The following is an 18,579-nucleotide window of genomic DNA, read 5'->3' on the forward strand; positions in this document are numbered from 1 at the left end:
AATCCTGCTTTCAGTGTTTTCTCTCGCCATCTACCACTAAAACAAGGTAGATGACCACCCCATGAGAAACATAAGGATCCTTTCCTCGTCTGAGCAGGTCGCAGCGCATCTGCGCGGTGAACTGGAGAACCGGACATGGAGCGGCATGATGCCGGGTGGCGATCTTTTGGCGCGGGAGCTGGGGGTTGGCGCGAACACGATGGAGGCCGCATTGAAACTGCTGGAGCTGGAAGGCTGGCTGGAGAACCGGGGACGGAGGCGCGGCAGGAAGATCATCCTGCAGCCCCGTGAGTCAGGAAAAGGCAAGATACGGATCACCGTCCTGCTGGGTGAGACCTCGGATCGGGACCAGGCCTCCATCCTTGATCTGGTGAATGCCCTTGAAGATGAGGGGCACTCGGCAAAGTTCGCATCAAAAACGCAGGAGGAGCTGAAGGATAGCGTCGAACTGATCTCCCGTTGCGTCGGGGAGTCTGCAGCCGATGCCTGGATCGTGTATTCCGCCACGAAGGATGTGCTGCAGTGGTTCGCGGAATCCGACATACCCAGCTTTGCCCTCGCCGGGCGCGCGAACCGGATCGCGCTCCCGAGCATCGCCCCCGACAAGATCACGCCGCTGCGCACCTGCCTCCGGAGACTGGTCGGGCTGGGTCACCGCCGCATCGTGATGCTGTGCCGGCCGATGCGCAGGATTCCGGAGCCGGGATTGTTCGAGCGTGCGTTCCTGAAGGAAATGGAGGCGCTGGGCATCAGTACAGGGAAATACAACCTCCCCGACTGGGAGGAGAACACCGGGGATTTCCACAGGGTTCTGGACTCCCTGTTCGGGGTCACGCCTCCGACCGCCCTTCTCATCGACGAAGCACCTTTCGTGACGGCGACCTTCCAGTTCTGTATGAGGAGGGGGCTGGATGTGCCAAAGGATTTCTCGCTGATCTGCACCGATTCCGATCCGTCATTCGCGTGGAGCACACCGAGCATCTCCCATATCAAGTGGGACCGCCGCCCCATCTTGAAACGCATCGTCCAATGGGCTGATAACATTGCACGGGGAAAGAAGGATCAGCAGAAAGGGTTTTCCAATGCGGAGTTGATCGAAGGGGGCACCATCGGCCCGGCTCCCGGGGCTTGATCCCCAAGGAGGGGATGCATTCTGATGCCCGGCAAGCCAAGTAATCTATGGGGTCAGATACGAATTGCGCTGTTTTAAGCGCATTTCATGAGGGAGTAGGCGCGTCTCCGCGCCTTGAGTTCAAGCGGGTGTCTTCACCCGCAGCAGGAATGCCACTTGCACGGGCGGCAGAGACGCCACCCCGAACGCAAGGCGCGGAGACGCACCTGCTCCTTATCGGAAAGCGACTATGGCCTGGGTCTTCACCCCGAAAAGCGGCTTAAAACAGCGCCATTCGGGTCAGATACGGCATTGAGATCAAGGGATAATTTCCGCTTTTTGTGGTGGTTGGGGGTTGAAGGGTTGGCCGTGCTTTAGCACGCCGTAGATAATGTGCAGGAGCTTGGTCATCACTGCTCCGATGATGACGATGGGCGGCTTGTTCTGCATCTTGAATTCAGAAAGTAAGTGCACCGCTCGACCCTTGCAAGAGGTCATGGAAGTAGCCGGAGCAAAAGGCTATCAGGGCTCTCTTGGCTCCATCTTCAAGATTGCCTCTGCGAACGCATTGCCTGCTTGGGCATGGAACTTGGCGGTGCCGAAATAGTGGATCGAGCCGCCCGGACCGGTAGCGCGTTTCAAGTATGCCTCGTCCTCTTCCGTGAACAGTTCGGCGCGCAGCTTTTCCAGGTGTGCCTTCTTCTCTTCATTCAGTTCGTTCTCCCGTTTCCTCCTCTCGTCCGCAGGCAGTTCCTTGAGCTTGGTGCGCTCCTCCATCTGCTGTTTGTCGAGGCGTTGACCCGCCCAATTGATCTGGAGGCTTTTCATGCTCAGAGCACCGAGCTTCTCGTCCCAATACGGTGCCGTTTGAACCGCTGCAACAGTCCCCTTGAACTCAGGCATCTCAGCGGGTGCCGCCATGGCCTTGCGAAACAGCCTCATCCATCTCTCCGGCCCACCTCTTGTATCATAGGTTCCCGGAGTGAAATTGCCGTTCTGTCCGGCCACGCCGATGATGAATGGAAGATCGGGTGCATTCAGATCCTTGCGCACATCGCGAATGAACTGAGCCAGCAAAGTGCTGTATTGATCGTAGCGGCTGTCTCCCAATCCGGGTGGATAGGTGTGGCCGTCGATCAAATCATTGAATCCCTGAAACCAAACAAAACCCGCCAAGTGATACCCCTGGCTCCCGTCATAGTCCGGATAGACACGCTTGATGTCGGCAAGGACTTTTTTGACGTGGTCCATCATCCAGCGGTAGTTCTGGCCCGTTTCCTTTCTCTGTCGTTCCGACACGCTATCAAGAATCCCTCGCTTGGCGTAATCATCCTTTTGCCAATCGTTCAGTTCATAGGGTCCGGATCCGGGCGAGCGGAAATGGGTGCTCAGGCTCTGGCCGCCCCAAGCCGTCTTGATGATCAGGACCGGCCCCTCATAAGCCTGTTCCATGGTGATGCCGAAGAGATACTCGGGACCGATATGATCCCACGGCTGATCGTGCTTGTCCTTTTCCCGCAGTCCGTATCCGGCGGTCAATCTACCGATTCCCTCGCCGCCGTATTGGTTCTGCCTGCCGTTGAGATAGGAAATCCATACACGCTCGCAAACATAGGGCTTACCATCCTTGCCGCGCATCTGTTCGAGCAAAGGAGCAGTCTGTGGGTCCTCGCCAATATGGTCAAAGGTGCTGATGGCCCCCGTTCCGACCATGTTGGATTGGCCGGCCATTATGTAGACTCTTATCGGCTTGTCTGCTGCCATAGCTATGCCGCAACAGAAGGCTGTCAGGAGTGGCAGTAACAATGATGAGATCCGCTTCATAACTATTGCATACAACGTCAGAGGTGTGGCAGCGCCTACCGGGAGCGCACCATCGACTTGAGGTTTATGGTTGTAGCTACGGAAATCAGTTCGACTCGGAGCGGGTAGCGGGTCATTTGCGTCAACTCAAGGCCGTAAGTGATTGGTTTTCAATGGATTAAATCGTTATTACTTCGAGAAAAAGCTTGGTCTGCCGGTGACCCGGGCAAAATCGACATGTTCGGTACACTCTTTTCACTGAGCTTCTCAGATCTCGATTCCATAGCAAGAAAATCAGGACTCATCCGCAGGCGCTCCCGCAAATTGAGTGCCTCGGGATTCCTTCTCGCCCTCCTGCGCTCCGTCACCAAGGGGGACGCCTCGCTCAGCCATCTCGCGATGCAACTCGGCACCCTCCAGTCCAGCGCGATGTCGCGCCAATCGATGCACAAGCACTTCTCACCCGCCTCCACCTCCTTCCTTCTCACCGATCTCCCCAGCGGAGACGTCCTCTCCTCCGCTCTCCACAACGCCCGCGATTCCGACCAGGCGCTCGGACGGGAAATCCTCGACCACTGCCGCCAAGCCGACCTGATCGTGCGCGACATGGGCTTCTTCAATCTCGAATCCCTCCATGTCATCGAAGCCCGCGAAGCCTTCTGGATCAGCCGTTTCAGCGAAGCGCCTCAACGACAACTACGCCCTGCGTTGGGGCATCGAGATCCAGTGCCGCTCCCTCAAGCAATCCTGCCAGATCAGTCGGGCGCTCACACACAAAAGCGACTTCTTCCATCTTGAGGCGCTCGTCCTCACCGCCCTCCTCTACCAACTCCTCACAACGAAGATCCACCGCGACCTATGCCGGAAGCACGGCTCAAAGGGCTGGCTGAGCATCGAAAAAACATGCGACTCCTTTTCCATATATCTCCTCATCGTGAGTCATCCCCACAAAGGCCCGCCCTTCGATCCCGACCTAAGACACCTCAGATTCGAACGGGAAAGCGCGCAAACCATTGGCAGGCAATCGTTTACTCCTTGGGTTGACGCGATTGGGTAGGCGCTTGTCCAGCACCGTCTTGTCGGGCATTTTGTGGGTCATGCTTTCTGTCGGCCGGAGGCGATCCGATCCGCCGGGCCCGAATGTGTTCTCCGCCATTCCTGGTGAACTTTTCCACCGCTCCGACGTTGCCCTCGACGACCCAGTAGTTGATGTCGCCAATGCCGAGGTTTTTGGGATCGTAGATATTGAAATCGGTTGCCTGCCACCTGTTGTCTTTATCGGTCTGCCCATGGCCGGCTATTTCCATATCCAGCTGCTCAATGCAAAAACCGTGCTTGCCCGTCACCGTGACGCTGCGGGTGCAGCGCTGAGCGCCCACACGGCCGAACCTGGAGGCGTGATTGGCGAAGGCGAATTCCAGGCCGTTGACGTTGGAGGCCAGATTGATGTTGTCACCGTCGGTGTGCTCGTTGACGAGGATGCCGGAATGATACCCGGTCACGATCACATTGCGCAGGATGGTGAGGGCTGCGTTGTTGCAGGCTGGGGTAATGATGCCCGCCGTGCCGTGGGTGGGCTTGGACGCCTGCACGTTGTAGCGATCGGTGTTGACGAAGACGTTCTCAAGCTTGCACTGCGCCGCGTGCTTCAGGTCGATGCCGCTGATGCCTGGATTGTCATATGTGCGCACACCCAGATTCTTGAGACTCACGTTGGCCCCAGAGAATGAAAAGTACAGCTTCTCGGGCGTGTTTGCCGCGGAGATTACCGCGGCACCCGTCTCCGACAGGCACTTGATAATCGTGCCGTTCTTCGGAAAGGGAAACGCACCGATTGTCCCGAAGACCGGCGTCGGTTCGCTCTCACCGACGATTTCGACGGTGATCCACTCTTTCGTTCCGGGAATGATGATTCTACCGCGGTAGACTCCGTCGGGTATCAACATGCGCCCCCCTCCCTCTTGAATCACCGCATCGAGGCAGGCACTGAAGGCTTCAGTATTGTCGCTTTTGTCATCGCCGACTGCACCGTAGTCCTTCGCGTTGAATAAACGTTCTTCTCCTGCCGCGACAATTACGGTTCCCGTTATCAACAGGCACCAGAAAATGGCAGTCAGTTTTGTCATATCGAATAAATTTTTTCTAGCCCAACGTTAGATGTGGTGGCACCCGCTACCGGGAGCGCCATTTCGATTCAGGGTATAGGGTTCTAGTCATGGTTCAATCTCCAACTCGCGGCGGGGTAGCGGGTTGTCCACCCACGCCTTGTTCTGTGTTGTTGTTTTTGCGCCAGATCTCGAAGGTTGCTTCCGATGTCGACGCCATCGCTTCCATGAACTTCTCGCTGTTAAAATTTGGGAGTTGCTGAAGCCGCTCAAGCAGCTTTCCATCCCCCGTCGCACCCTGTGGGATGATGCAGCCTCGCCCGTCGCCGTGCAAAATCCAAAACACGTCAGGAGCAAACGGTCCGAGCGAATTGGTCTCGATGTCGAAGCGGGAAATCTCGTCCCACATGATCTCCTCTACCGTGCCGTCAGGTCGTGTCGTCCGAACACAGGAGTCGCTCACCTCCACGACATAATCAGATTCGGGCTTCAATGGGCCGTAAGGCTTCCGCTCTCCTCCCACCATGTGGAATACTCGATCAATCACTGGGCCAGTAAGCCCTGGAAGCCATCGATCAGTAATTCGTCCCGTTAGGAGCGCCCAGATAGGAGCGATTAAGATCACCCACCACAGGGGAATCTGAATGAGACAGCATGCTGCGACTGGAATCCCCACGATCCAGACAAGCGCGACTGGAAAGTTCACCGCGGCATGCCAGTTTGGCGGTGCGGATTGGAGATTCATTTTTTCACAGAACGTTATAGGAATGGCGGCGCCGGCTTGCACGCACAAAATTAATCAGACGGCTTCCTCGGCGTCGCCATCTCCGTCTTGTTCGCCTTGTTGTTTTCTGGCTTCAACCATTTACCGTTGCGATAGGAAAAGACGACTTCTTCCGTTGGACGTTCGCCGACCTGATATTCGAATAGCAAGCCATCAAACACCTGCAACGTTTTTAAAAGCTTCAAGCCAGGCGTCCTTCCATCTCCGGCATCTCCTACAGTCGGAATAATCTTCCTTCCGTCTCTAACAAAGTAGGCTGACGATGATACCCCACTATTCGGATGAGTCCTCTTGTCCTTGAAGAATAGTGCAGTCCAATCTCCATCGGTTCCGATCGAGAAAAGAAAGCTCTCGGTCTCGCATCGCAGGTTCTCTTTGCGCGTGGCTGAATCTCGATAAAATGCCTGTGACCACTTCTCAAGCGATGGGTTGTGATCCGCTGTTGATTGTGTCGATGCCTTAGGATCGGAACAACCAGTCGTGGCAATCATGCCAAGTAGTAGCGCGTGTCGTAGCATTATTTCTGTGGCGAACGTTAGAGGAATGGCGCGCCGGGGTAAAGCTCCGAATTTAATCAGACGGCTTCCTCGGCGTCGCCATCTCCGACTTGATAGACGATTCTTTTGGTTGCTTCGTAAATATGTTTATCTCCGCGCTATCATCAGGCAACTTCAGTGGACTGATTACAGAAAATTGGCCTCCGTCCTCAAACGAAAGCCTGATAAAGATTCTGTTGGCGTAGGTGTAGTTCTCCTCATCTGCCAAATCACTCCCCACCATTACGTATGATACCCTTACGATGTAATTCCCAGACTTATCCTTTTCGATCTCTCGCCATCCACCTGCATCTTCTAGACTCTCGCCCTCGTAAATGCTCTTGTACTCTACGCTGACCAGCGGTATATCGCCCTCTATGCGAATTGGCACGCTGAATGCCCCACTGCGTTCGTGCATAGGATTTAGCAATCCGATTAATATCGATGCTAGGATTACTGCAAAAATTCCAATGAGGATCTTTTTCTTCATTCTAGTCTAACGTCTAAGGAATGGCGGCGCCGGGGTCAACTTCCAAAATGATCAGACGGCTTCCTCGGCGTCGCCATCTCCGCCTTGTTCTGCTTCTTTTTGTCATTCTTTGACTGCTACCCGCGTCCTTGTGACTTTGACTGGTGCGCTCTCGGGAACTGCGATTCGTAAACGCTCTTCCATCATCGGATCACCCTCAAACGGATCGCCTCCAAACATGTCACGAAAGCTAAGATCGAAGTATATCGTGTGTCCGCCCAACTGTTTGTATCCTCCCTCGTGCGAGATTGAGACCTTCGAATAGATCATGTGCTTTATCTTCGCCATCTCGGATTCGGGAATCTCGATCTCCCTGCCGAAAGCGGTAATCTTGACGGTATCGATTGATCCCTTGGGTGACTCGATTTGGATGCGGACTCCACCAGCAACTTCGATCCATCCTTTGATATCCGCCGATGCTAAAGGGAGTGGAATCTCTTCCGATCCTAAACAAATGGCCGTCATAAACCCAAGGATAGCAACGAGTTTTTTGATGGTCTTCATTTTCTTGCAGAGACCCTATGGCTGCCCGTTGACCACGGCGCAGCATTTCAGATCCATTCTTTATTGGTTTGAAAGGTGGCGTGTCCGGTTCAATCCGTGGGCTATCCCGAATGAACGGGACCTATCCAACATTCATATGAACAAACAAATGAAAACGAACTCGGACACGCCACGCGCACTCTACCTCGGACTCGACGTCCATAAAGAAAAAACATCCATCGCCATCCTCGAAGCGGAGCGCGACGCCGAGCCACGCCTTTACGGCGAGATCGGCACCACCCAGCACGCACTCGAACGCGCCATCCGTAGGATTGCCAAAAGCAACGGGCGCAAACTCTCCGACCTCCACGTCTGCTACGAGGCGAGCGGATGCGGGTTCTGGATCGCCCGGCGGCTTTTGCAGATGGGCGTCCGCTGCGAGGTCATCGCCCCTTCCCTCATCCCCACCAAGTCCGGCGACCGGGTCAAGACCGACAAGCGCGACGCCATGAAGCTCGCCAAAAACCTCCGCTCCAACGACCTCGTCCCGGTCAACATCCCCGACAGCGTCGACGAGGCCGTCCGCGACCTCTGCCGCGGCCGCACCGATGCCGTCGACGACCTCCGACGCGCCAGGGCCAGGCTCCTCGCCCTGCTCCGCCGACTCGGCTACAAGTACGACGGCAAGACCCACTGGAGCCAGGCGCACATGAACTACCTTCGCGGCCTCAGGATGCCCGACAGCGCCCACCACATCGTCCTCGAGGACAACCTCACCCTCATCGACTTCCATGAGAAACGAGTCGAACGCATCGAGGCGGAAATGCTCAACCTCCTCGGCGGCTGGCAGCGCAAACCCCTCGTCGACGCACTCATGGCCTTCAAGGGCTTCAAGCTCGTCGCCGCCATGGTCACCGTCTCGGAGATCGGCACGTTCAGCCGTTTCGAACACCCCAAGAAGCTCATGGCATTCCTCGGCCTCGTGCCTTCGGAAAACTCCAGCGGGGGCAAACAGAGGCAGGGAGGCATCACCAAATGCGGCAACCCGCACGCCCGCTGGCTCCTGATCGAACAGGCCACCCACTACCGCTACCCGCCCAAAGTCAGCGAACAGCTCTCGCGCCGCCAGACCGGGCAGTCCCGCTGGATCCTGGAGCTTTCATGGAGCACCCAGCTGCGGCTCAGCACCCGCTTCATGTCGCTGGCCAAGCGCAGGCTGCACCACAACAAGATCAAGGTCTCCGTCGCCCGCGAGCTCTGCGCCTTCATCTGGGAGCTGGGCACCAGGATCGAATCCAAAACCCCCGATCAGGAAAACGTCCGAAACCCCCGCCAGGCCCGCCCGCCGCAAGGACCGATAACCGCACCACTCCACCTTCCCTTTTTCAAATCCCCCGGCGTCCCTTGGGGGGGGATTTGAAAAACGAAAGTTTCCGTTACCAGGGACATAAGAAACCACATAAGAAAGAGACATATACCGGTCATCTGCGTTGCAGACCGGGATGGGAAGCGCCAGCCGGCCCAATCCTCGATAGACGTTCTGGGTTAGTTCAGCATTGCTGAATGAGCACCCGTGCAGAGACTGAAACAAGGGCCACAAACGTGAATAAAGAAACTGTTGGAAAGGCTCCGAAAGGAGCAGCCCACGAATAGCAGCATACCAAGCACTAGGCGAGATCAAGGTATCGGTCGCCAGGGAGCTCTGCGCCTTCATCTGGGAGCTTGGCACCAGGATCGAATCCAAGACACCAATCAGGAAAACGTCCGAACCCTCCGCCATGCCCGCCCGCCGCAGGAACCGATAACCGCACCACTCCACCTTCCCTTTTTCAAATCCCCCGGCGTCCCTTGGGGGGGGATTTGAAAAATGAAAGCTTCCGTTACCAGGGACATAAGAAGCCGCATAAGAAAGAGACATATACCGGTCAACTGCGTTGCAGACCGGGATGGGAAGCGCCAGCCGGCCCAATCCTCGATAGACGTTCTGGGTTAGTCCGGCATTGCCGGGCGAGCACCCGTGCAGAGACTGAAACAAGGGCCACAAACGTGAATAAAGAAACTGTTGGAAAGGCTCCGAAAGGAGCAGCCCACGAATAGCAGCATACCAAGCACTAGGCGAACCTGCTGATCACAACTGGATCAAACAACGCCATTCCCATCCCGGCCTACAGCATAGAAAAACCGGAAGAAACCTCATCAGATACCATCGATGACATAGAGAGACTTTTGCCCATTGACAAACAGGCAGCCATAGCAACGTCAAAGCTCTGGCACAGATGGGGCGAGGGGGAGTGTTGATAGCTGTAAAGACTCACGGACTACAATAACGCTCCGCAAACAAGGCCGCCCCATCTGTTGTCCAGCAGCGTCTTGTTCTCCGGTCTTCATTTTCTTCGGCGACGTGATAGAAGGCACGCTGTAGTTACACCAGCCAAGGTCAAAGCGGAAGGCTCCGGAACATGCGCTACCGATATCGATATTCCCGGCTGTGATTCGTATGCCCAGCCATAAAGTGTGATCCCGGCGTATCCTGGCCCCGCACTGATATCAAAATAACCATAATGAATCCCATCGTCTGCGCGGAACTCAAGACCGATAGCCCCGCGTCCGTTGAACTCACTAGCTGATCCAGTACTTAAAACCTGAACAATGCTCATGTCACTGTCATCCCAGAATAAATTATTGAATTCTGATGGTGTTAAAGTCGCTCCAATGATGTAGCCGATTCCCAAAGAAACTGGAGGACCTCCAATATTTGGCGGAGGATCAAGACGTATAACTGCACGATTCAAATCTGGTGTCTGAAACCCAGTTCCAGAAAACGTGCTAACAAACGTGTAATCGACTATGCCGTTGCCGTCCAAATCGATGGGATCATAACGTCCAAAGAACTCGTCACGTATCTCCAATGGTGAAGACAAAGCCGTGATTACCACAGCGGCATGAGCCGCCGGGCCGAAGGCCAAGGCGGCTGCAATGCCTGCGGTGAGTAGTCTGCGGCTCATTGTCCTCTCCTCATGCGCCAGAACAGCTTAGGATTGCCCACACCCGACGTGACGATCACCGAGTTCGTCACGGTCTCAGCTAGAACCGATCCTACATCTGTCCACGTGACTAAATCCGGCGAACTCTGGATCGTGAAAAACGCGCCCGGATCCGCCGTGAAACTCAGAATAAACTCAGTCGCAGTCGGTGATGCCGCCAGAGAGGTGATCGTCGGCAACTCGGGTGTTACGCCGCTAAGGGCGGCGGAAACAACCTGTGTGCTTGGAGCCGGATTGCCCTGTAGCCCGCCTGAGTGAGTGACAGTGATGCGGTAACGGCCAGCCGCAGGACTGGCGATGGAAACCTTCTCAACGTTGTTGCGGTTGTCCACGCCGCGAACTGCGGGTAAAGCGCGAGTCGTCGCGCTCTTGGTCGTCAAATCGGGGTTGAGAGTCCACGGAAGGAAAGTCGAAACAACCGCAGTCGGAGCAGGAAGAGTCGTCACATCCGGGCCAAGATACTCGACTTTCAGGTCGAGATTGTTGACCAGCATTGCGTTCTGCGCGTCCGGTCCGGTAATGGTCGTCAATGCGGGTCCGGGAACATCACTCCATGGCAAAGTGACAGAAAGCGGCTGTGTGCCATCGCACTTTACTACCCATGAAGCCGATTGGCTGGGAGCGAGGCTGAACTCCTTGATGAGGGAGCCGCGTCCGCTTACATGATCTGCATCAACCGCAAGAGCCGCTCTCCGGGCATTCATCACGCCATAGCCAAGGCGGTAGTCCGGTCCTTCCGCTCCCACGTCGTCGCAGGTATTGATCGCAATGGCCTTCAGCGTCGATCCGCGCCACGCCTGCGAAGCAGGTAATGTCGGATAAAGCTGCGCCCTGCGCTGCATCACAAGTCCAAGTGCGCCAGTCACCGCAGGTGCCGAGAAACTGGTGCCTTGGATGCCGACCGAGTAGTTGTTGTTCGTGGCTGAGTTGGGGGCTGTGATGACAGGCGCAAGTGGGCTACCACTCATCAAGCCGAGAGGCTGACGGATCGTCTGCGAAGGTGAGCCAACGGCTACCAAATCCGGCTTGATACGGCCATCGTCAGTCGGACCCGCTCCGCTAAATGATGAAGCGTTGACGACGGAAGTAGGGCCAAAGCCAATGAATAGATTTGACCCGACAGTGTTGAATACATCGTCACAAGAACCAACCGTAAGCACATTCTTTGATGTGCCCGGAGGAGCGACGGTATCGTAGAAACCCGCGTCACCATCATCCCAATCGCGGGGGAAGGTGGTGGCGTTGACGGGCGTCCAAGTAGTCGCTCCGGTTCTGTAGTAGTAGGTTCCCGGAGAGACACCCGGGCCTTCAGTCCGGTCATTCCCGCAGGAATAAACCATTAAGTGCTGAGGAGCTTGCGACTGAAGAAATAGATCAAGCTGCGTTGAGCCAAAATCGAATGGTGAAGGCTGGTCGGGCAGGTAAAATCCAAACTTATGATCCTCTTGAAAACTAGATAAAGTGGCTCCATACCAAACCCACTGAAGGTTTGTTCCAGCTGTTGGATCAATATCCTCACGCCGCCAACCGCACGTTAAACCCCAAGAATGGTTTGCTGCGCGTATGGGTGGATCGGTCGCATTGCCTGCTGCTGCAGCTTCTCTCTCGGCCTTAAAATTCGTGCTAGTCTCGTAAGCAAAAACATTCGCCTGATAGGCGACACCGCGGCTCTCAAAGAACTGCCCAAACAGAGATCCCACGCCGCTAGCGGCCATTGTGCCAGCGACGTTAGTCGCGTGGCTTGTCGGGTCGAGTGCGGCCGCGTCCCTCTGAAAAATCCGTGCCGCACCCATCTCGATATGTGCCGGGCGCACTGCACCGTCTACCTCCCACATTCCGAGGGTTTGGCCAGCACCTGTAAGATTGAGTCCGGTATTGCTCTCAGTGTAAGGCCATGGAAAAAAGCCCGGTAGCGATGAGTTGTTCTGAATCGGCCAAAGCTCGTCCGCGCTGATTCCTGCTGCGGACAAAGTATCATTCGCTTGGATGAAAATCGGACCAAGCGACTCGCCAGCAAGCTTTAGCTTCTTGCCGTCTTCATCCTGAAACACCTTTTCTACCCCATATTTACGGGCAAGGTCATCAAGCGCACGCTCTTTGCCAGCCGTGAGCAACTTAGATGCGGCAGCGTCGCGGCGGAGGGCGGCGGAGCCGTCTTCCGCCTCTACGATCTTCGCATCTGGATCGCTCTGGCCCGGTGGCAGAAGCTGGCGAAGAAGCGGAGCCGCTTCCGTCTTCTTCTTCTCCCATGCTTCTTGAGCGATAACGAGAGCGGCGGCAGCGTCACGCTCGGCTTCTGCGATTTCTTCGGGTGTTAGCTCGCGCGGGAGTGGTCCCGCAACAAAAGGATCACGCCACATAATCATCTCTTCATAGTCCGTCAGCTTGTCGCCGTCGGTATCTATCGATTTGTTCCGATGCTTGAGATCGGGGTGCAGGATGCACCATAGATCATCCCAGCCATCTCCGTCGCCATCGAAGAGCGTTCGCTCCTTCCCGAGGTAGTCTTTTACGGTGATGATGCCGTTCTTCGTATCTTGTTTGGCTTCGTCTTGCGCGTGTGCGTTAAAGGATGTGATGAGCAGTGCGGTTGCTAGAAGCGCGCTGCGTGTTGAGTGTGGACAGGTCATTGTGGTTTGTTGGTTGGTGTGTGTTTGACGGTCTGGGTCTTCATTTCTTGGAGAACGTCAAAGTGATGGCGCACCCACTAGCGGGAGCCAACGTTGATCGAGGGGTTAATGTTGAAACTACGTGGGAGCATCGAGAACAGAGTGGCTAGTGGGTGTTGCCATGCACGGCTTGTTAGCTTTCTTTGATTGCTCTTTCAAGCTGTGCCCACGTGTAAAAGTCGTGCGGTAGGCATCCAAGCGGAACCTCGGTAAAGCGGTAATCAACAAGCGTCTTCCCATCGGCGGCGTATTGGGGTCCAAGGAATAGAATGAAGTCTCCACCCACATTCATCCCGAATGGATCGCCGCGCAACGAATCGTGGTCTCTCATGGGAAGCCGAATGACTACCCTAATCCGCTCCTTCTTGCTGAGCTTGCCCTTGGCCACCTGGAACACCTCTGCCTGAACCACGAACTCCTTGCTCTGATCGCTGATGGCCACGCCGGGCTCTAAAGTGACGATTCTCGCGCGAACGATTATCGGCGCTTGCTTGCATAACTCCGTGAACTGATCGGCAAAGGTGGCTCCCATCCCAGCGCAGGCGAAGAAAGCGATCACGAGGAGCCGACCCACGATGTTCTGAGGAGTGATCATTCTTATGCTAACGTCAAAGTGCTGCCACAGGCTGCCTGGCGGCGCGCTCCGAGTTCAAGGTTGATGGTTGAATTATCATGACGTTTTCGACTCGCTGCGGGCAGCCTGTTGGCAGCCACGCCTTGTTATCCCAGGTTGTGGGTTGTTTGGAGTGGTCCTGAATCCCAACATAATCTCACACTTCGAACCAGAATATATAAATGGTGAGGGTTCCGTCTCCATTATCGACGTATCCGACACGCATGACGTCATCACCGACGCCGTCTGAACCCCCGATGAGGCGGCGTTTGTCAGCATCCCACCAAGCGTCACCGATCCAGTCCACCTTGAATTCGTATCCATCCCGAGTGAACTCGGACGTGTCTACCCTTGAGGTGTCGAACACCTCGTCAATACCCTTCACCCTGACGGTGAACTTGCTCCACATCGCGGCATCCATTCCCCATGGCGAGTAGCGTAGATGCTCATCAATAACCACCAGTCCGGGACGAAGACACATTTTCTCTCGGTGGGAATCAAAATCGCTCAGTTGCCTGTTTATAAAATATACTACACCGGCAATTCCCAGCATGACGACCACAGCGACAATAGTGCCAGCAATGAAGCAGCCGGACTTTCGGCTTTTTTGTCTCTCTTGGTTGTTCGGCATATAGATTTTTCCGTTTTTGGATAACGTCGAAGTGGTGGCACCCGCTACCGGGAGCGCCAGTCCGACTCAGTGTAAAGGGTTCTAATCACGGTTCAATCTCCGACTCGCGGCGGGGTAGCGGGTTGTCCACCCACGCCTTGTTCTCCCGGATTTTTTTCGTTTAGGGCCGCGGCGAGCGAAGGGTTCCGGAAATGCGCAACCAAGACACTGTCCTGAGCTCCAAGTTGGAATTCGTCGGATTCGTTGAGAGTCAGCTCGGAACGCTTCACCCTATAATTGGTGGTGACCTTCACTAGGTGGCTGAAATAGTGGTATTGCGAATCGCTACCACGATACCAAAGTGTGCTCAGACTCCCTCCCGATGTGAACTGTCCAAGGTAAGACGGCTCAACAACGTATCCGCCTGGTCTCAATGCAGGCAATCCTCCCGAACATCCCACGAGCATTGCGATCGAAATTGAACTGACGGCGATACGCAGTTGTCGGTGATTGACCGAAGGCCTTGGTTTAGTGGACGGCATTTTTGGGGAGAACACCTAGCAAAGCCGCGCCGGTATGGACTCTAACCTAATCACACAACTTCCTCGGCGTCGGCTTCTGCGCCTTGTTGTGCTTCTTTGTAACGTATGCAGCAAGGATGGGCTGGAGCCAATCGGCTGGGCCACTCCGACGAATCCAGCTATGCGCGGTCGTCACGGGGCAATTCAGATAGGCTGCAAGCTTCGTAGCTCCCAGGGCAAGGCATTCGTTCCAGGTCATGCGTGGATACTACCCCGAAAAATAAAATGCGCAATGCGTAAAATAATCCTTGCGTTGCCCTACGCAATGCGTATTGTGAACGCATGTCCAACAACAACACCGAAATGAACCGCCAAGACCTAATCAACGAGCTCAAGCAATACGACAACGGATCTATCTGCCGCTCCGACAACGAATGGGATGCAATCAGAATCCGCCAATCTGAAATCTGCGAACTTCTCGAAATCGAATACCCCGAAGACGCATGGCTCTAAACATCTGCGAAACCTGCGCCCGCCCTACCGACTGTAGTAGGGCGGGACGGTGCTTGGGTGATGACTGCCCGACATGCTACGGACAAGGACGGATCGCGGCAATGTGGGATTCCGACCTAGACGGGCGCGACTGCCCAGACTGCGGAGCAACCGGAAAGGCTGATATTTCCGTTTGCGCTGCGATGCGCGGTTCTCTGCACAACGTCCAAGTCCTCCTACACCTGCCCGGGGGCGAGGTTTCGACTGCGGGTTGAAGGTTGAATAATCATGGCGGATTGAACTCGCGGCGGGGCAGGTGTTAGGAGCGACGCCTTGTTGTGCCTGTCTTTTTCCTGCTCTCTTGGAAGCTGGGACTACTCAGGCAAGCTCTTGGCAGTCGAAGGCTTGCGACGCGTCAGTTTGTGGAGTGCTTGGAAGAGGCCTGACAGCGACGCCAAACCCACAGCCGTCCACCCATAAACGGGAACACGGTCAGCGAGAGCGAGAAGACCATCAGCATCCTGTCCGAATGCGGGGGGAATCATCATAAGGACAGGAACAAATGCGAGGACAAGAAAGAGTTTGGCTCCCGCATTGAACCAACCTGGATGCTCTGACGAGGCTAGTGCACTTTCGATGCGTTCTTGGGTTGTGGGCTTTGGTTTCATGCTGGTTGATTTGGAGCTTCAGTTTGGATTACGTGATTGTCTTATGAGTTCGATGCGGTTACTGCAAATAGAGTTAGGGGAGGCGCATGGTCTTTGGTGGGCAGATCAGGGAATTTCTATTCTTTGGCACAACAGATGTATTAGTTCCGCCCAGCTTGTGATATCGGGCGGGATAGTCTTCCAGTATGGGAGCGGGAAATCGCTGGAAGATCAAGGCTTTTCGCGCGGGGGCGTGTCCATATCGGGCGGCGGAGGGTGGCGGTTTTGCGCGGGGTTGCGGTGCGGGCGTTCGTTCCGTCAGGCATCTGTGATGGTCATAGATGGTTGAATACCAGAATTTACGAAGCGTGATGAAAAACCTTGATTGCAAACACCTTTCAAACGAACAGTGTTCTGATGATAGGTTCGCATGCCGACTGGAGATCGGATCTCGAGGCTTCCCGGGATCTCACGGATCAGGAAAAGCAAAACCACGTGTTTTTGGTGGCGTGGTATGAGCACTGGAGGCTGGGGCAGGGTTTGGAGCCGGTCAGGGCATCGGCGGTGAGATTCTGGAATGAGCAGGTGATCACCAAGCCGCGCAAGGATTGGCAGCTGGAGCGCTGGGCGGTGGCGATGCGCTGGCACAGGCGGTGGCTGGAGCTATGTGCTGAGAACGGGCGCGAGCCGCGCTCACTGGGAGAAAGGCTGCACCGTGCGGTGATGCTGGCGGGTGCGCGGCGCGGGCTTGTGAATGGGGTCAGGACTTGCGGATTCACATCCGGCTTGCGTCCTTTCCGGAACCGGCCTGCCACGGGACATGGCAAGACCACTGCGATTTCAGTATCCTGGAGCGATCCACCACATCATGGCCCGCGGAGATGGCGGCAAGGTGATTTTCGAGGACGACGACGACCGCAGGAGCTTCATCCACCGGCTCGGACAGGTTTGCGGTAGCCATGGGGCGGCGTGTCCATGCGTGGGTGCCGATGGGCAACCACTTCCATCTCCTGCTGGAGCCCCCCGGGGAGAACCTTTTTTCCGGGATGAAGCGGCTGAAGGGCACTTTTTGCCGCAGGACTGGATGGAAAAGGTTGCGATTTGACGGAAATTTTTCGGTTTTCTAGTCCGCCCATCTACGCTTCGGTGACCATGCAACGCGAACATGATCGATTCCCCACAAGCCAATCTCTTCATCCCGTGTCTTCTGTGGCAAAAAATCCCCACTACCCTGGCCTTGGCGATCTTAGCGAACTTGGCGGTGAAAAATTATTCCCAACAACCAACAACAAATAGCTTCTAACAAAATGAAACCCTGCCCCAAATACACCTTCGGAGTCGGCGACCGCTTCGCCAACGGCGTGCACGCCCAGCTCAAGGCCTTCATCGCCGCCAAGGAACTCGGAATCGACATCACGCCGGTCTGGAACAAATCGAACCGCGAGCATGACATCATCGGCTCCCAACCGCAATCCACCCGCGACGCCGCCGACAAGGCCGTCGCCGACCTCGGATGGACGGGCGAGTACCTGTTGGATGCCGACCACATCAACCTCAAGACCGTCGACCGTTTCATCGCTCCCTGCGACTTCTTCACCCTCGACGTCGCGGATGACATAGGAGAGGCGGCGGATCCGGCGGATGTTTCAGCGTTCATAGCCCGCCACCCGGAACTCATCGGCACGGTTTCCATCGCGGGGATCGATAAGCCGTTCGAGATCACCCGCGCGGATGTGGAGAAAACCGCGAACCAGTTCCTCAAAGCCACCCAGAAAGCGAAAGCGATTTATGACCATATCGCCGCCGCGAAAGGCACGGATTTCGTGACGGAAGTATCCATGGATGAAACCGACAGCCCGCAAACCCCGCCGGAGCTTCTCGTGATCCTCGCCGCCATCGCCGACCAAGGGATCCCGATCCAAACCATCGCGCCGAAGTTCACCGGCCGCTTTAACAAGGGCGTCGATTACGTCGGCGACACGGCGCAATTCGAGAAGGAATTCAACGACGACCTCGCCGTCATCGCCCACGCGGTCAAGGCCTACGGACTGCCGGAGACCCTCAAACTCTCCGTACATTCCGGCTCCGACAAATTTTCCATCTACCCAGCCATCAAGCGCGCCCTCGCCCGCACCGGCGCCGGACTCCATATCAAGACCGCCGGTACGAACTGGCTGGAGGAAGTCATCGGACTCGCCGAATCCGGCGGCACCGGCCTAGCGCTCGCCAAGGAAATCTACGCCCAGGCGCTCGCCAAAAAGGAAGCGCTCTGCCAGCCCTACGCGACCGTGATCGACATCGATTTCGCGAAACTGCCCTCGGCGGAAACCGTGAACGCATGGACGAGCGAACAATTCACCGGCGCCCTCCGCCACGACCAAAGCAACCCGCTCTACGATCCCAACGTCCGCCAGCTCCTCCACGTCGGCTTCAAGATCGCCGCGATGCTGGGCGACACCTACATCCAGGCTCTCCACGACAACCGCGCCATCGTCTCCCGCTGCGTCACCGAGAACCTGCTCGACCGCCATATGAAGCCGCTTTTCCTGTAATGGGAAGAAGAGCCAACGCCAGGGATTTGTATCTTCAGCCATCGCAAAGCATAGCCCGAAGGGCTGCGCCAAAATCATCG

General features: G+C 55.8%; 16 protein-coding genes. 5 read left to right on the forward strand and 11 right to left on the reverse strand.

Going from position 1 to position 18,579, the window contains the following annotated elements; genetic code table 11:
* Nucleotides 1–61 precede the first annotated feature (61 nt).
* Nucleotides 62–1,132, forward strand: coding sequence for a substrate-binding domain-containing protein (locus tag HZ994_00760; protein QTN30915.1), 1,071 nt, complete (start codon nucleotides 62–64; stop codon nucleotides 1,130–1,132).
* A 501-nt stretch (nucleotides 1,133–1,633) separates the two neighbouring features.
* Here the strand turns inward: HZ994_00760 and HZ994_00765 are convergent.
* On the reverse strand, nucleotides 1,634–2,935 hold the full coding sequence (locus HZ994_00765) for a hypothetical protein (GenBank protein QTN30916.1): 1,302 nt from the start codon (nucleotides 2,933–2,935) through the stop codon (nucleotides 1,634–1,636).
* A gap of 216 nt (nucleotides 2,936–3,151) precedes the next feature.
* Here HZ994_00765 and HZ994_00770 point away from each other — a divergent pair, with 216 nt between their 5' ends.
* Nucleotides 3,152–3,712, forward strand: a complete 561-nt coding sequence (locus HZ994_00770; GenBank protein QTN30917.1) for a transposase — start codon at nucleotides 3,152–3,154, stop codon at nucleotides 3,710–3,712.
* A gap of 230 nt (nucleotides 3,713–3,942) precedes the next feature.
* On the opposite strand, the gene HZ994_00775 is transcribed toward HZ994_00770, so the two are convergent.
* The 5 genes from HZ994_00775 to HZ994_00795 all read right to left on the reverse strand — a co-directional run bounded on the left by HZ994_00775 (nucleotide 3,943) and on the right by HZ994_00795 (nucleotide 7,372).
* On the reverse strand, nucleotides 3,943–5,040 hold the full coding sequence (locus HZ994_00775; GenBank protein ID QTN30918.1) for a hypothetical protein: 1,098 nt from the start codon (nucleotides 5,038–5,040) through the stop codon (nucleotides 3,943–3,945).
* 94 nt (nucleotides 5,041–5,134) lie between these two features.
* The gene (locus HZ994_00780) at nucleotides 5,135–5,764 is read right to left on the reverse strand and encodes a hypothetical protein (GenBank protein QTN30919.1); all 630 of its coding nucleotides are present in this window, start codon (nucleotides 5,762–5,764) and stop codon (nucleotides 5,135–5,137) included.
* Between the two features lie 50 nt (nucleotides 5,765–5,814).
* Nucleotides 5,815–6,294, reverse strand: coding sequence for a hypothetical protein (locus HZ994_00785; protein QTN30920.1), 480 nt, complete (start codon nucleotides 6,292–6,294; stop codon nucleotides 5,815–5,817).
* A gap of 79 nt (nucleotides 6,295–6,373) precedes the next feature.
* A complete protein-coding gene (locus HZ994_00790; protein ID QTN30921.1) occupies nucleotides 6,374–6,829 on the reverse strand; it encodes a hypothetical protein in 456 nt (151 codons plus the stop codon).
* A 102-nt stretch (nucleotides 6,830–6,931) separates the two neighbouring features.
* Nucleotides 6,932–7,372 carry a hypothetical protein gene (locus tag HZ994_00795; protein ID QTN30922.1) on the reverse strand — a complete coding sequence of 147 codons (441 nt, stop codon included), beginning with the start codon at nucleotides 7,370–7,372 and terminating at the stop codon, nucleotides 6,932–6,934.
* Nucleotides 7,373–7,520: 148 nt separating this feature from the next.
* Between HZ994_00795 and HZ994_00800 the strand changes: the two genes are divergently transcribed.
* Nucleotides 7,521–8,771, forward strand: coding sequence for an IS110 family transposase (locus HZ994_00800; GenBank protein QTN30923.1), 1,251 nt, complete (start codon nucleotides 7,521–7,523; stop codon nucleotides 8,769–8,771).
* A gap of 964 nt (nucleotides 8,772–9,735) precedes the next feature.
* Here the strand turns inward: HZ994_00800 and HZ994_00805 are convergent.
* The 4 genes from HZ994_00805 to HZ994_00820 all read right to left on the reverse strand — a co-directional run bounded on the left by HZ994_00805 (nucleotide 9,736) and on the right by HZ994_00820 (nucleotide 14,308).
* Nucleotides 9,736–10,356, reverse strand: a complete 621-nt coding sequence (locus HZ994_00805; GenBank protein QTN30924.1) for a hypothetical protein — start codon at nucleotides 10,354–10,356, stop codon at nucleotides 9,736–9,738.
* Nucleotides 10,353–13,025 carry a S8 family serine peptidase gene (locus tag HZ994_00810; GenBank protein QTN30925.1) on the reverse strand — a complete coding sequence of 891 codons (2,673 nt, stop codon included), beginning with the start codon at nucleotides 13,023–13,025 and terminating at the stop codon, nucleotides 10,353–10,355. The genes HZ994_00805 and HZ994_00810 overlap by 4 nt, the downstream gene beginning before the upstream one ends.
* Nucleotides 13,026–13,197: 172 nt before the next feature.
* Nucleotides 13,198–13,659 carry a hypothetical protein gene (locus tag HZ994_00815; protein QTN30926.1) on the reverse strand — a complete coding sequence of 154 codons (462 nt, stop codon included), beginning with the start codon at nucleotides 13,657–13,659 and terminating at the stop codon, nucleotides 13,198–13,200.
* 175 nt (nucleotides 13,660–13,834) lie between these two features.
* The gene (locus HZ994_00820) at nucleotides 13,835–14,308 is read right to left on the reverse strand and encodes a hypothetical protein (protein ID QTN30927.1); all 474 of its coding nucleotides are present in this window, start codon (nucleotides 14,306–14,308) and stop codon (nucleotides 13,835–13,837) included.
* A gap of 863 nt (nucleotides 14,309–15,171) precedes the next feature.
* Between HZ994_00820 and HZ994_00825 the strand changes: the two genes are divergently transcribed.
* Entirely contained in the window at nucleotides 15,172–15,321 is a 150-nt protein-coding gene (locus tag HZ994_00825; protein ID QTN30928.1) for a hypothetical protein, read from the forward strand.
* Between the two features lie 1,401 nt (nucleotides 15,322–16,722).
* Here HZ994_00825 and HZ994_00830 read toward each other — a convergent pair.
* On the reverse strand, nucleotides 16,723–16,908 hold the full coding sequence (locus tag HZ994_00830) for a hypothetical protein (protein QTN30929.1): 186 nt from the start codon (nucleotides 16,906–16,908) through the stop codon (nucleotides 16,723–16,725).
* A 346-nt stretch (nucleotides 16,909–17,254) separates the two neighbouring features.
* Here HZ994_00830 and HZ994_00835 point away from each other — a divergent pair, with 346 nt between their 5' ends.
* The gene (locus tag HZ994_00835; protein QTN30930.1) at nucleotides 17,255–18,499 is read left to right on the forward strand and encodes a hypothetical protein; all 1,245 of its coding nucleotides are present in this window, start codon (nucleotides 17,255–17,257) and stop codon (nucleotides 18,497–18,499) included.
* The last annotated feature ends 80 nt before the right edge of the window (nucleotides 18,500–18,579 follow it).

The organism is Akkermansiaceae bacterium (assembly GCA_017798145.1).
Classification (GTDB): Bacteria; Verrucomicrobiota; Verrucomicrobiia; order Verrucomicrobiales; family Akkermansiaceae; genus Luteolibacter.